12 protein-coding genes, 1 tRNA gene and 1 pseudogene are annotated in these 13,024 nt (G+C 72.9%); 13 read left to right on the forward strand and 1 reads right to left on the reverse strand.

What is annotated here, in order from left to right; genetic code table 11:
- The 12 genes and pseudogenes from K7G60_RS36315 to K7G60_RS36370 all read left to right on the forward strand — a co-directional run.
- Positions 1 to 226 (forward strand): annotated as a pseudogene (locus tag K7G60_RS36315) (hypothetical protein); the annotation flags it as partial.
- Between the two features lie 50 nt (positions 227 to 276).
- Positions 277 to 1,035, forward strand: a complete 759-nt coding sequence (locus K7G60_RS36320) for a GntR family transcriptional regulator (protein WP_225805236.1) — start codon at positions 277 to 279, stop codon at positions 1,033 to 1,035.
- 114 nt (positions 1,036 to 1,149) lie between these two features.
- On the forward strand, positions 1,150 to 2,271 hold the full coding sequence (locus tag K7G60_RS36325) for a TIGR03364 family FAD-dependent oxidoreductase (RefSeq protein ID WP_225805237.1): 1,122 nt from the start codon (positions 1,150 to 1,152) through the stop codon (positions 2,269 to 2,271).
- A complete protein-coding gene (locus K7G60_RS36330; protein ID WP_225805238.1) occupies positions 2,268 to 2,954 on the forward strand; it encodes a phosphonatase-like hydrolase in 687 nt (228 codons plus the stop codon). The genes K7G60_RS36325 and K7G60_RS36330 overlap by 4 nt, the downstream gene beginning before the upstream one ends.
- Positions 2,951 to 4,003 carry an ABC transporter ATP-binding protein gene (locus K7G60_RS36335; RefSeq protein WP_225805239.1) on the forward strand — a complete coding sequence of 351 codons (1,053 nt, stop codon included), beginning with the start codon at positions 2,951 to 2,953 and terminating at the stop codon, positions 4,001 to 4,003. The genes K7G60_RS36330 and K7G60_RS36335 overlap by 4 nt, the downstream gene beginning before the upstream one ends.
- A gap of 64 nt (positions 4,004 to 4,067) precedes the next feature.
- On the forward strand, positions 4,068 to 4,865 hold the full coding sequence (locus K7G60_RS36340) for a 2-aminoethylphosphonate ABC transporter permease subunit (protein WP_263986705.1): 798 nt from the start codon (positions 4,068 to 4,070) through the stop codon (positions 4,863 to 4,865).
- On the forward strand, positions 4,852 to 5,649 hold the full coding sequence (locus K7G60_RS36345) for an ABC transporter permease (protein WP_225805241.1): 798 nt from the start codon (positions 4,852 to 4,854) through the stop codon (positions 5,647 to 5,649). The genes K7G60_RS36340 and K7G60_RS36345 overlap by 14 nt, the downstream gene beginning before the upstream one ends.
- A gap of 51 nt (positions 5,650 to 5,700) precedes the next feature.
- On the forward strand, positions 5,701 to 6,759 hold the full coding sequence (locus K7G60_RS36350) for a 2-aminoethylphosphonate ABC transporter substrate-binding protein (protein ID WP_225805242.1): 1,059 nt from the start codon (positions 5,701 to 5,703) through the stop codon (positions 6,757 to 6,759).
- A gap of 146 nt (positions 6,760 to 6,905) precedes the next feature.
- Positions 6,906 to 8,459 (forward strand): alkaline phosphatase family protein, encoded by a 1,554-nt coding sequence (locus tag K7G60_RS36355; protein WP_225805243.1) that lies wholly within the window; start codon positions 6,906 to 6,908, stop codon positions 8,457 to 8,459.
- Between the two features lie 79 nt (positions 8,460 to 8,538).
- Positions 8,539 to 9,318, forward strand: coding sequence for an HAD-IIA family hydrolase (locus K7G60_RS36360; protein WP_030691536.1), 780 nt, complete (start codon positions 8,539 to 8,541; stop codon positions 9,316 to 9,318).
- A gap of 75 nt (positions 9,319 to 9,393) precedes the next feature.
- Positions 9,394 to 10,002: a hypothetical protein gene (locus K7G60_RS36365; protein WP_225805244.1), complete on the forward strand. Its 609-nt coding sequence runs from the start codon at positions 9,394 to 9,396 to the stop codon at positions 10,000 to 10,002.
- On the forward strand, positions 9,999 to 10,670 hold the full coding sequence (locus K7G60_RS36370; protein WP_225805245.1) for a class F sortase: 672 nt from the start codon (positions 9,999 to 10,001) through the stop codon (positions 10,668 to 10,670). The genes K7G60_RS36365 and K7G60_RS36370 overlap by 4 nt, the downstream gene beginning before the upstream one ends.
- An 89-nt stretch (positions 10,671 to 10,759) precedes the next feature.
- Here K7G60_RS36370 and K7G60_RS36375 read toward each other — a convergent pair.
- Positions 10,760 to 10,833: transfer RNA gene (locus tag K7G60_RS36375), tRNA-Lys, on the reverse strand.
- 182 nt (positions 10,834 to 11,015) lie between these two features.
- Between K7G60_RS36375 and K7G60_RS36380 the strand changes: the two genes are divergently transcribed.
- Positions 11,016 to 12,512 carry a peptidoglycan-binding protein gene (locus K7G60_RS36380; protein WP_225805246.1) on the forward strand — a complete coding sequence of 499 codons (1,497 nt, stop codon included), beginning with the start codon at positions 11,016 to 11,018 and terminating at the stop codon, positions 12,510 to 12,512.
- Positions 12,513 to 13,024 lie beyond the last annotated feature (512 nt).

Genomic DNA, 13,024 nt, shown 5'->3' on the forward strand with positions numbered 1-13,024 from the left:
GCCCGGCCCGTCGGCGCCGCCCGCCAAGGAGGCCCGCCCGCCGGCCCCCACCGCGTCCGCCACCCGGAGCCCGGAGGGACCCGCCGACGCGCCGCCCGGCACCGAACTGGCCAGCACGGGGCGGGAGTCGGAGACGTACGCGCACGTCCTCGTCCCGCTCGCCGCGGGGCTCTTCCTGCTCGGCGCGGTTCTGGTGCGGGCCGCCCGCCGCCCCCGGCACCGCTGAGCCATGCTCCGTACACCTTCCCGTTCATCCCGGTCTGCGACCATCCCCGGATGAACTACCAGACCAGCCCCGGCGCCCCCGTCCGCTCCGGCATCCCCGAGCACGGCCGCGTCCCCAAGTACTACGCCGTCAAGGCGAAGATCGCCCTGATGATCGACGAGCTGGGGGAGGGCGGGCCGCTGCCCACCGAGCGCGATCTCGCCGTCCGGTACGAGGTGTCGCGCGAGACGGTCCGGCAGGCGCTGCGCGAACTGCTCCTCGAAGGGCGGCTGCGCCGCCAGGGCCGGGGCACGGTCGTCGCCGGCCCCAAGCTGGAGCAGCCCCTCTCGCTCGCCAGCTACACGGAGGGCGTGCGCCGTCAGGGTCGCCGCCCCGGCCGCAGCCTGATCTCGCTCGACCGCTTCCCCTGTCCGGCGGCGCTCGCCCCCGAGGTCGGCGCCGAACGGGGCGAGCCCGTCTGGCACATGGAGCGCGTGCTGCTCGCCGACGACGAGCGGGTCGGCCTGGAGAGCACGTACGTCTCCGAGGCCCGCGCCCCCCGCCTCGACACCGAGTTCGACCCGGACTCCTCCTTCTACGCCTACCTCCACGACCGGCTCGGCATCTCCTTCGGCGACGCCGACGAGCGCATCGAGACCGTCCTCGCGACCCCGCGCGAGGCCCTGCTCATCGGCACGCCCCCGGCGCTGCCGATGCTGCTGCTCCACCGCGTCTCCCGGGACACCTCGGGGCGGCCCCTGGAGCGCGTCCGCACGCTCTACCGGGGGGACCGGTTCAGCTTCACCGCCCATCTGGGGCAGCAGGGCTGACCTCACCTGAGATAACGGAACGGTAACGGGTCTGGTCCAAGCTTGTCGGTCCGTTCACCGTCCCGTCGTCCACCGGATCCGTCCGGTCCACCCGCTCCCGCGACCGTCGACGTCATGAAGGTGATCGTCGTAGGAGCCGGCGTGGTGGGAACCATGCACGCCTGGCACGCAGTGGAACGCGGCCACGAGGTCGTGCACATCGAGCGCGAGGCCGAGGCGCGCGGGGCGTCCCTCCGCAACTTCGGCCAGATCTGGGTGAGCGGACGGGCGGGCGGCGAGGAGCTCGACACCGCCCTGCGCGCCCGCGAGCTGTGGGAGGGCATCGGCGCCCGCGTCCCCGGCCTCGGCTTCCGGGCCATCGGCTCCCTCACCCCCGTGCGGAACGCCCTCGAACTCGCCGTCGCCGAGGCCGCCGTGGCCCGCCCCGACGCCGCCGCCCGCGGCTACGAGCTGCTCGCCGCCGACGAGGCCCGCGCGGTCAACCCCGCCCTGCGCGGGACGTTCGAGGCCGCCCTGTGGTGCGGGCGGGACGCGGCCGTCGAACCGCGCCTCGCCCAGCTGGCCCTCCGCGAGGCCCTCCTCGCCACCGGCCGCTACACCTTCCTCCCGAACCGCGAGGTGCGGGACGTCGTCGGGGAGCACTCCGTACGCGACGACCGCGGCGAGACCCACACCGGCGACGCCGTCGTCCTGTGCACCGGCGCCTGGCTCTCCGGCCTCGTCCGCGAGGTCGCCGGCGAGATCCCGGTCCGCCGGGTCCGGCTCCAGATGATGCAGACCGCACCCCTCGGCGAACCGCTCACCACCTCCGTCGCCGACGCCGACTCCTTCCGCTACTACCCGGCCTACGCGTCCCCCGCCCTGGACGCCCTCAACGAGGGCCAGGCGCAGGACCCGACCGCCGCCGCCCACAAGATGCAGCTGCTCATGGTGCAGCGGCTCGACGGCGGACTGACCATCGGCGACACCCACGAGTACGAGCACCCCTTCGCCTTCGACACCCTCGAAGACCCCTACGAGCACCTCACCCGCGTCGTCGAGTCCTTCCTCGGCCGCCCGCTGCCGAAGATCCGGCGCCGCTGGGCCGGGGTGTACGCGCAGTGCGTCGACACCAGCCGGGTCGTGCACCGCCAGCGGGTCCGCGACGGCGTCTGGCTGGTGACCGGACCCGGCGGCCGCGGCATGACCTGCTCGCCCGCCATCGCCGAGACGACCGCGAACGAACTGGGCTGGTGAACACCGTGAAGAAGCAGAACCTCGTCGTCCTGGACATGGCCGGGACCACCGTCGCCGACGGCGGCCTCGTCGAGCGGGCCTTCACGGCCGCCGCCGAACGCCTCGGCGAAGACCCCGCCACGATGATCGACCACGTCCGCGCCACCATGGGCGAGTCCAAGATCACCGTCTTCCGCCACCTCTTCGGCGGCGACGAGACCCGAGCCCGGGAGGCCAACCTCGCCTTCGAGACGGCGTACGGGGAGCTGGTCGCCGACGGCCTGATCGCACCGGTCCCCGGCGCGGCCGAGGCGATCGCCCGACTGAAGGACCAGGGCCGGACGGTCGTCCTCACCACCGGCTTCGCCCGCGTCACCCAGGACGCCGTCCTCGACGCCCTCGGCTGGCGCGACCTGGTCGAACTGACCCTCTGCCCGGCCGACGCCGGCGGCCGGGGCCGCCCGTACCCGGACATGGTCCTCGCCGCCCTCCTCCGCACCGGAGCCGTGGACGACGTCCGCCAGATGGTGGTCGCCGGCGACACCTCGTACGACATGCTCAGCGGCGTCCGCTCCGGCGCCGGGATCGTCGCGGGCGTCCTGACGGGCGCGCACGACGAGGCCGCGCTCACGGAACACGGCGCCACGCACGTCCTCGCCTCGGTCGCGCAGCTCCCGTCCCTGATAGGGGCGTACGAGGCATGACCAGCGGCATCCGCTTCGACGGCGTCACCGTCACGTACGGCGGCGACACCGTCCTCGACTCCCTCGACCTGACCGTCGAACCCGGCGAGGTCATGGCCCTCCTCGGACCTTCCGGCTCCGGCAAGACGACCGCGCTGCGGACCGTCGCCGGATTCGTCCGGCCGGCCTCCGGGCGGGTGCTCATCGGCGACCGCGACGTCACCGCGCTCCCGCCGCACAAGCGGGGCATCGGCATGGTCGTCCAGCAGTACGCCCTCTTCCCCCACCTGAAGGCGGAGGCCAACGTCGCCTTCGGCCTGAAGGCCCAGAAGGTGCCCAAGGGCGAGATCCCGGGGCGGGTCGCCGAAGCCCTGGAGATGACCGGGATGGCGGCCTACGCCCAGCGCTACCCCCGCGAGCTCTCCGGCGGCCAGCAGCAGCGCGTCGCCATCGCCCGCGCCCTCGCCATCCGCCCCCGGGTCCTCCTCCTCGACGAACCGCTGTCGGCGCTCGACGCCCAGCTGCGCTCCGGGATGCTGGCCGAACTGGCCCGGCTCCACCGCGAGCTCCCCGACGTGTCGATCCTGTACGTCACCCACGACCAGGTCGAGGCGCTGACCCTCGCCGACCGGATCGCCGTCATGGACAAGGCCAGGCTCCAGGACTGCGGCACCCCGCAGGACCTGTACAGGCGCCCCCGCACGGAGTTCACGGCGTCGTTCGTCGGGAACGCGAACCTGCTGCCGGTGACGGTGGGGGCGGGCGGGGCCACGTTCGAAGGCGTCCCCCTCGACGTCCCGGTCTCCGGCGCCGCGCCCGGCGCCACCGCCACCCTCTGCGTCCGCCCGCACCTCGTCGGCCTCGGCCCGGGGCCGAACGCCCTGAGCGGGCGGATCGCCGAGGTCCAGTGGCGCGGCTCCACCCACCGGCTGTACGTGGAGGTGGGCGGGCACCGGGTGAAGGCGGACGTGCGGGAGCTCAAGGAGACGCCGGCGCTCGGCACCGAGGTGACGCTGCACTTCGCGCCGGACGACGCGGTGCTGCTCGCCGCGGAGGTCGGCCATGGCTGAGGGCCTCATCGAACGGCGGCCCGCACCGGGGATCGTGCCCGCCCGTTCCGCCCCGGCGGAACGCATGCCCGCAAAGGCGCTCCGGGCCCTCCCTCCCGTCGCCGTCCTCGCCGTCGTCTTCCTCTACCCCCTCGCGCTCGTCGTCCAAGAGTCCCTCGCCCCCGGCGCCTACGCCGAGGTCTTCTCCTCCGCGTCCTTCCGCGACGCGCTCGTCACCACCGTGTGGCTGGCCGTCGCCTCCACCGCCGGGTGCCTGGCCCTCGGGTTCGTCCTCGCGCTCGTCATCGCGTTCGTGCCCTTCCCCGGCGGGAAGGCGGTGTCGAAGTCCATCGACGTCTTCCTCTCCTTCCCGTCCTTCCTGATCACGCTCGCCCTGCTGTTCCTCTACGGCACGGTCGGCATGGCCAACGGGATCTGGACGGACGTCACCGGCGACCCGGCGGGCCCCTTCCGGTTCCTCAGCACGCCGTGGGGCGTGCTCCTCGCCGAGATCACGTACTTCACGCCGTTCGTGATGCGCCCGCTCCTGGCCGCGTTCTCGCAGATGGAGACCGCCCAGCTGGAGGTGGCGTCCTCGCTCGGCGCCCGGCCGCTGCGGATCGTCCGGCAGGTGATCCTCCCCGAGGCGCTGCCCGCGCTCGCCGCCGGCGGCAGCCTCGTCCTCGTCATGTGCCTCAACGAGTTCGGGATCGTCCTCTTCACCGGCGCCAAGGGCGTCACGACCCTCCCGATGCTCGTCTACGGCAAGGCGATCCTCGAATCCGACTACGCCGCCGCCTGCGTCGTCGCCGTCGTCAACGTCGCCCTCTCGGTCGGCCTGTACGTCCTCTACCGGGGGGTGAGCCGCCGTGCTGGTGCATAGCCGTACGGGCAGGTGGACGACCTGGATCCTGTTCGCCGTCCTGTTCGTCCCGCTCTTCGCCCTGCCCCTCCTCGTCATCCTCGCCGCCTCGTTCGCCACGCACTGGTCCGGCGCCTTCCCCTCAGGTCCCACCGCAGCCCACTACACGGCGGCCGTGCGCGGGGAGTCCCTCCAGGCGCTCACCACCAGCCTGGTCACGGCCGTCACCGCGAGCGTGGTCGCGCTGACCGTCGGCACCTGGGCCGCGCTCGCCGCGGCCGCCCTGGGGAAGAGGGGCAAGCGGATCCTCGACGCCCTGTTCATGCTGCCGGTCGCCGTGCCGTCCGTGGTCGTCGGCCTGGCCGTCCTCGTCGCCTTCTCGCAGCCGCCGTTGCTCCTCAACGGCACGCGCTGGATCGTGATCCTCGCGCACACCGTCCTCGTCACGGCCTTCGCCCACCAGTCGGTCTCGGCCGCCCTCCGGCGCCTGGACCCGATGTACGAGCAGGCGGCGGCGAGTCTCGGCGCCCGTCCCTCGTACGTACTGCTCCGGGTGAAGCTCCCGCTCCTGCTGCCGTCCCTGACCGCGGCCGCCGGGCTCTGCTTCGCCCTGTCCATGGGGGAGCTGAGCGCCACGATGATGCTCTACCCGCCGGACTGGACGCCGCTGCCGGTGCTCGTCTTCACCGCCACGGACCGCGGCTCCCTGTTCACCGGCTCGGCACTCGCCGTGGTCCTCATGGCCGCGACGCTCCTCGCGCTCCTCGCCGTCTCCCGCATCCGCACCAGAGCCTCGTACCGCTAGTACCGCTTCCACCGCCCCGTACCGCTTCCACCGTCAGGAGAGAACAACGTCATGCTTACGCACGCCAAGCCGGTCGCCGCCGTCACCGGCGCCCTCGTCCTCGCCGCCGGCCTCACCGCCTGCGGATCCTCCTCCACCGCCTCCGACGAGAAGGTCGTCACCGTCTACAGCGCCGACGGCCTCAAGGGCGAGGCGGGCGACGGCTGGTACGACAAGGTCTTCGCCGACTTCGAGAAGCAGACCGGCATCAAGGTGAAGTACGTCGAGGGCGGCTCCGGCGAGATGGTGCAGCGCGCCCTCCGCGAGAAGTCCAACACCCAGGCCGACGTCCTCGTCACCCTGCCGCCCTTCATCCAGCAGGCCGGCTCCAAGGGCCTGCTCCAGGCGTACGAGCCGAAGGGCGCCGACCGGGTCGACGGCGGCGACAAGTCCGGTGACGGCACCTGGACCTCCGTCGTCAACAACTACTTCGGCTTCGTCCACAACAGGAAGGAGCTGCCCGCGGCCCCCAGGACCTGGGAGGAGCTGCTCGACGCGAAGTACGAGGACAAGCTCCAGTACTCCACCCCCGGCGTCGCGGGCGACGGCACCGCCGTCCTCATCAAGGCGATGCACGACTTCGGCGGCAAGGAGCCGGCCATGGAGTACCTGAAGAAGCTCCAGGCCAACAACGTCGGCCCGTCCTCCTCCACCTCCAAGCTCGCCCCCAAGGTGGACAAGGGCGAACTCCTCGTCGCCAACGGGGACGTCCAGATGAACTTCGCCCAGTCCAAGTCCATGCCGAACCTCGGCATCTGGTTCCCGGCCAAGGACGGCGGCAAGCCCACCACCTTCGCCCTGCCGTACGCCGCCGGCCTGGTGAACAAGGCCCCGCACACCGAGAACGGCAAGAAGCTCCTCGACTTCATGCTCAGCGAGGGCGCCCAGCGCGAGGTCAGCGCGATCGGCGGCGGCTTCCCGGCCCGCAAGGACGTCAAGGGCACCGACGCCAACGCCATCGAGCTGGCCAAGCTGATGGAGGGCGTCGAGGTCTTCGAGCCGGACTGGGCCGACATCGACGAGAACCTGGCGGAGTACGTCGACGCGTGGAAGTCCGCGACCGGCAGCTGACCGGCCGCCGATCCGCAGCCAAGAGTTCACCGTACGACCCTGGAAAGCCTCCGAACATCGCGGAAAGATAACGGGTACGGACCAACGCCCCTGAGAGATCAGGGGCGTTGGCGCGTCCCGACACCCCTTCCACGGAGGACTCCGACATGCCGATCGACGGCATCTCCGCCCCGCTCTCCCGGCGCACCGTGCTCGCCGCCGCCGGTGCCACCGCGGCCGTCGCCGCCACCGGGCTCGCCACCGCCCCCGCCGCCCGGGCCGCCACCGCCGCCCCGACGCTCCCGAACGGCACCAGCCAGGACAAGGTGCTCGTCGTCGGCATGGACGGACTGCGGTACGACCGCATCGACGCCGCCAAGGCCCCGAACCTCAAGTCCCTCATGGCGAACGGCACCTACGGCCTCTCGCTGCTCTACGCCAACCCGATGGCCGCCACCTCCTCCGGCCCCGGCTGGTCGACCATCTCCACCGGCGTCTGGCCCGACAAGCACGGCGTCAAGGACAACACCTTCAGCGGCCGCAACTACGGCGCCTACCCGGGCTTCCTCGCCCGCCTGAACCAGGTCCGCCCCGGGCTCTCCCTCTTCGCCGCGGTCGACTGGCCCGAGCTCGACACCTACGGGACGGTCACCCCCGGCGCCGACGCCAAGCTCGTGTACGACAACGACTACGCGGTCAACGACCTCACGATCACCGAGATCACCGAGGACGTCCTCCGGAACCAGAACCCCGACGTCCTCTTCGTCTACTTCGGCGAGACCGACGAGATCGGCCACGCCTACGGCGCCGCCAGCCAGAAGTACCTCGACGCCATCGACGTCCAGGACGGCTACCTCGGCCGGCTCCTCACCGCGATCCGGGCCCGCCCCACGTACGCCACCGAGCGCTGGACCGTCATCGTCGCCACCGACCACGGCCACACCGACGCCGGCGGCCACGGCGGCTCCACCATCGAGGAGCGCCGCACCTTCGTCCTCGCCCAGGGGCCCGGCATCGCCGCCGGCGCCCGTCCCGTCGACACCCGGCTCGTCGACGTCGCCGCCACCGTCTTCCAGCAGCTCGGCATCGTCCCCGACCCGGCCTGGGGCCTCGACGGCAAGCCGATCCAGCAGCGCTCCACCGACCCCTTCGACAGCCTCTACCCCGCCCTCTCCGGCCGCGTCGACGAGACCGGCATCCCCGCCGGCATCCTCGGCTTCACCCACACCGCGCCCAGCGGCTGGTCCGTCGTCAACAACGCCATGGGCACCGGCGGCACGACCGAGTGGCGCGGCTGGTCCTTCGCCACCGACGAGTTCTGGTCCCGCACCCAGCGCGACCAGTCCCGCGAGCTCAACGTCCGCGCCCGCGGCGTCTTCGCCGTCGCCGACTCCGACGAGTGGGCCGACAAGTCCTTCTCCGGTACGTACGACTCGACCCTGGTCACCCCGGCGTACGCCGTCTCCGGGGCGAGCTCCGTGAGGCTCGACTTCACGACGCTCTACCGGCAGGAGGGCAGCCAGAGCGCCCAGGTCCTCGCGAGCTTCAACGGCGGCACGCCCACGCTCGTCAAGAGCTACACCGCCGACGTCCTCTCCAAGCCCCAGTCCCTCACGGTCGCCGTCCCCGCCGGCGCCTCCAGCGTGAGCTTCCGCTTCCGGTACACCGGGTCCAACAACTGGTACTGGACGATCGACGGGGTCAAGATCAGCACATCCTGATTACGCTGGGGGCGTCGCCACAGCGCAGTCGCGGCGCCCCCAGCACACCGCACATCCGTACGGCAGGAGTCCCGCACCCATGGCAGAGCGCAAGCCGATCGAATCCTGGCTGACCGACATGGACGGCGTCCTCATCCACGAGGGCGTGCCGATCCCCGGCGCCGACGCGTTCATCAAGAAGCTGCGGGAGACCGGGAAGCCGTTCCTGGTCCTCACCAACAACTCGATCTACACGGCCCGCGACCTGCACGCCCGCCTCGCCCGCATGGGGCTCGAGGTCCCCGTCGAGAACATCTGGACCTCGGCCCTCGCCACCGCCAAGTTCCTCGACGACCAGCGCCCCGGCGGCACCGCGTACGTCATCGGCGAGGCCGGCCTCACCACCGCGCTGCACGACATCGGCTACGTCCTCACCGACCACGACCCGGACTACGTGGTGCTCGGCGAGACCCGCACGTACTCCTTCGAGGCGATGACGAAGGCCGTCCGCCTCATCAACGCCGGCGCCCGCTTCATCTGCACCAACCCCGACGAGACCGGCCCCTCCCTGGAGGGCCCGCTCCCGGCCACCGGCTCCGTCGCCGCCCTCATCACGAAGGCCACCGGCAAGGAGCCGTACTTCGCGGGCAAGCCCAACCCGCTCATGATGCGCACCGGCCTCAACGCGATCGGCGCCCACTCCGAGTCCAGCGCGATGATCGGCGACCGGATGGACACCGACATCCTGGCCGGCCTGGAGGCGGGCATGCAGACCTTCCTGGTCCTGACCGGCCTGACGACCCAGGCGGAGATCGACCGCTTCCCGTTCCGCCCCTCGAAGGTCGTGAAGTCGATCGCGGACCTGGTCGACCGCGTGTAAGGGGCTCCCGGGTACGTCCCCTGCGGATGCGAGAAGCGCCGATCCGGGTGACCCTGCCAGTATCAGGAGGTCACGATGCGTTCAGCTCCCATTGCTCTCCGTGCCGCAGGGGCGGCCCTGGTGCTCGTCCTGGCACCCACGGCCGGCGGTGCGTACGCCCACGACGGGGTGAAGGTCACCGTCACGCCGTCCACCGCCTCGCCCGGCGTCGACGTCGACGTCCGCGTCCAGGGCTGCAAGGGCACGACAGGCGCCGCCAAGTCCCGGGCGTTCGTCGCCGACGCGGAGCTCACCGGCCGGGACGGCGGGGGCGGCCCGCTGTTCGGCGACACCACGATCCGGTCCGGCCTCGAGGACGGCACCTACAAGATCAGCGTGACCTGCGACGGGCACGACCACCGGGACGTCGGCACCGTGCGGGTCCGGCACCACCAGGAGCCCACCCACCGGCCGACGCACCAGCCGACCCACCACGCGACCCCGGTCGCCCCGGTCCGGGCCGGCGGGGGAGGCACCGCCGCCTTCGCCGCACCCGCGGCCCCCGGCGTCGCCCAGACCACCTCCGAGAGCGGCCTCGGCACCCCGTACACCCTGCTCGGCCTCGGCATGGCCGCCGTCGCCGCCGTCGCGGTCGCCTTCCGCAGCTCCCGCCGCCACACCGGCACCGGCGGCGACGGCGAGTGACCGGGTCGTCCGGCACCCGCCCGGCGGGCACCGGGCGCTTCGTCACCGGCGTGGCCTGGGCGGTCCTGCTGTCCGGGCTCTGGCTCTGGGGCCGCGACGCCACCGAGGGCCCCGGCGGCGGCTCCGCGCCGACCACCGGCGACATCGCCGCGGTCGGCCGCCCCCTCGGCGTCCCGCTGCCCCCGGCCCACGACCCGCTCCCGCCCCTCGAACCCCGCCGGGTCGAGATCCCCTCACTGGGCATCGGCGCGCCCGTCGTGGCGCGCGGCCTGGACGACACGGGCGCCGTCGACCCGCCGCCCTACGAGATGCCCCGCACGGTGGGCTGGTACGGCTCCGGCACCCGGCCGGGCGCGGCCGGCGCGGCCCTCCTCGTCGGCCACGTGGACACCGAGACCCGTCCGGCCGTCTTCTACGGCCTGAGCGCGGTCCGCCCCGGGGCGAAGGTCCGCGTCACCCGGACGGACGGATCGGTCGCCGAGTTCACCGTCGAGGACGTCCAGGTCTTCACGCGCGAGGAATTCGACCCGGCCAGGGCCTACGGCGCCCGCGAGCCCCGCCGCGCCGAGCTGCGCCTGATCACCTGCGGCGGGACCTTCGACCGGGCGGCGGGGGCGTACACGGCGAACGTGGTGGTCTCGGCGTACCTGACGGGGACGGGCGGCTGACGGGGACGGATGCCCGAGGGCCGTCCCGCACCGGCCCGGGAGAAAGACCGAGGCCCCCTCACCATCGGTGAGGGGGCCTCGACTCTGCGTGCGCCGCCAGGGACTCGAACCCCGGACCCGCTGATTAAGAGTCAGCTGCTCTAACCAACTGAGCTAGCGGCGCCTGCTGACAGAGAGAACTCTACCTGACGTGAAGGCGTGCTCCTGACCAATACCGATCGTCCCCGGCCTGTCGGATGGTCGTATCAGCCTTCGGTCCGTCAAAATGCGATTTGTCCGGACAGTTGAGACACTGGCGCCCGAAACGAGGGTCAAAAAGATCTTGACGAGTGTGGAGGGGATCGCATGAGCGTGCCGGTCTTCGAGGAGTTCGAACCCGCGGCCGACTGCGGCTGCCCGGGCTGCGCCCGGCAGCGGCGCGACCTCGCCCTGGGCCTGCCCGTCCGGGCGGGCGGCCACCCCGCGGCGCACGGCGCCCGTCGCGCGCTGGTCCTGGTGACGGCGGCGGGCGTGGTCCTGGGCGGGGGCGGGGCCGGAGCGGCGACCGCCCTCACCGGCCCGTCGAACCCGCTGCCCCCGGCGGACGCGCCGGGCGGCCCGACGGAAACGGTGCCGACGGAAACGGTCCCGACCGAAACGGCTCGGGCAGGAACGGGCCCGGCGGAGGCGGGTCCGGCGGTCCTGCGGGAGGCGGCGACGACCAGGGTCGCCGCCTCCACGGCCTCCACCGGCGCCACCGACACCCCCTGGCCTGGGCCCGAGACCCCGCAGGGCGGGCGGGGGCCGCTGCACGGCGCCCCGGGGCCCGGCCCGAACCCGACCCCGATCTCCGTCCCGACGACCGGTCAGATCTCGACGGAGACGCTGCGGCGGACGACCCGAACGGAGATCATCAACCGGGCCAAGAAGTGGATCACCGCGCAGGTCCCGTACTCCATGGAGAAGTACTGGTCGGACGGGTACCGCCAGGACTGCTCCGGGTACATCTCCATGGCCTGGAACCTCCGCAGCAACGAGTGGACGGGCAGCCTCGACCGCTTCGCCGAGCAGATCGACCGCACCGAGCTCCAGCCCGGCGACATCCTGCTCTTCCACAACCCGGCCAATCCGACCCGCGGCTCGCACGTCACGATCTTCGGCGGCTGGACCGACTACACCCACACCTCCTACATCGCCTACGAGCAGACGAAGCCGCGCACGCGGAAGCAGGCGACGCCCATGGCGTACTGGGAGAACTCCGGCCGGTACGCGCCCTACCGCTACAAGGGCGTGGTCAGCGGCAGCACGGGCGGCGGGGCGGAGCCCACGGCGACGACGCCGTTCCCGGGGGCGGGCAAGTTCGGCCCGGGCGCGAACAACGCGTACGTCACCCAGCTCGGGCAGCTCCTCGTCGAGCGCGGCGGCAGGAAGTTCTACAGCCGGGGTCCCGGCCCGAAGTGGGGAGAGGCGGACCGCAGGGCGACCCAGGCGTTCCAGCTCGCGCAGGGCTGGAAGGGCGCGGAGGCGGACGGCCTGCCCGGGCCGCACACGTGGCGGCTCCTCGTGACCGGCGGCGGCAAGGACATCGGCGGTTCGAGTGGTTCGGGCGGTTCGAGCGCGAATGCGACGGGGTTTCCCGGGCGTGGCTACTTCCGTCCGGGCCAATCCAACGCATATGTGGAGAAGCTGGGCAAACAACTGGTGAAGCGGGGCTTCGGCAAGCACTACCTGTCGGGACCCGGTCCGCGCTGGACGGAGGCGGACCGCCGCAACGTCGAGGCGTTCCAGCGGGCACAGGGCTGGCGCGGCGGAGCGGCCGACGGCTACCCGGGCCCGGAGACCTGGCGGCGTTTGTTCCGATGACCCCGAGAGCATGAGGTGGACCCCGAATGACGGCATCGACCCCGAACCCCGCGGACTCCGGCGCGGCGGCCTCGCGTGACGCGGCCCGCACGGCCAGACGCCTGACGGACGGCACCCTCCCGCGCACGTCCCCACCGGACAGGGGCCGCCCCCTGCCGACCCCGGAGCCGGGCGCGGTGCCGGACCGGGGGTCGGGTACGGCGTCGGAGTCGACGCCGGGCGGGGCGGGGGAGGCGCCGACGGGACCTGCCGCGGTGGAGCCCGTGTCCGGTACGGCGCCGGTGACTCCGCCGGATGTGCGGGAGGCGGCCCCGGTGGGGCCCGTGTCCCGTACGGCGCCGGGGATCCCCACGGTCGCCGTGGTGGGTGTGCCGAAGGCGTCCGAGGCGCCGGTTCCGGTGAGCGTGCCGGTTCCGACGGGCCCCGCGCCGGATCCGGGTGCCGCGGCCCCGGCCGGGCCCGCGCCGGATACGGCGACGTCGGCCTCGGCAGGGCCCGCGCCGGATACGGGG

The organism is Streptomyces sp. NK15101 (assembly GCF_020400725.1).
In the GTDB taxonomy this organism is placed as follows: domain Bacteria; phylum Actinomycetota; class Actinomycetes; order Streptomycetales; family Streptomycetaceae; genus Streptomyces.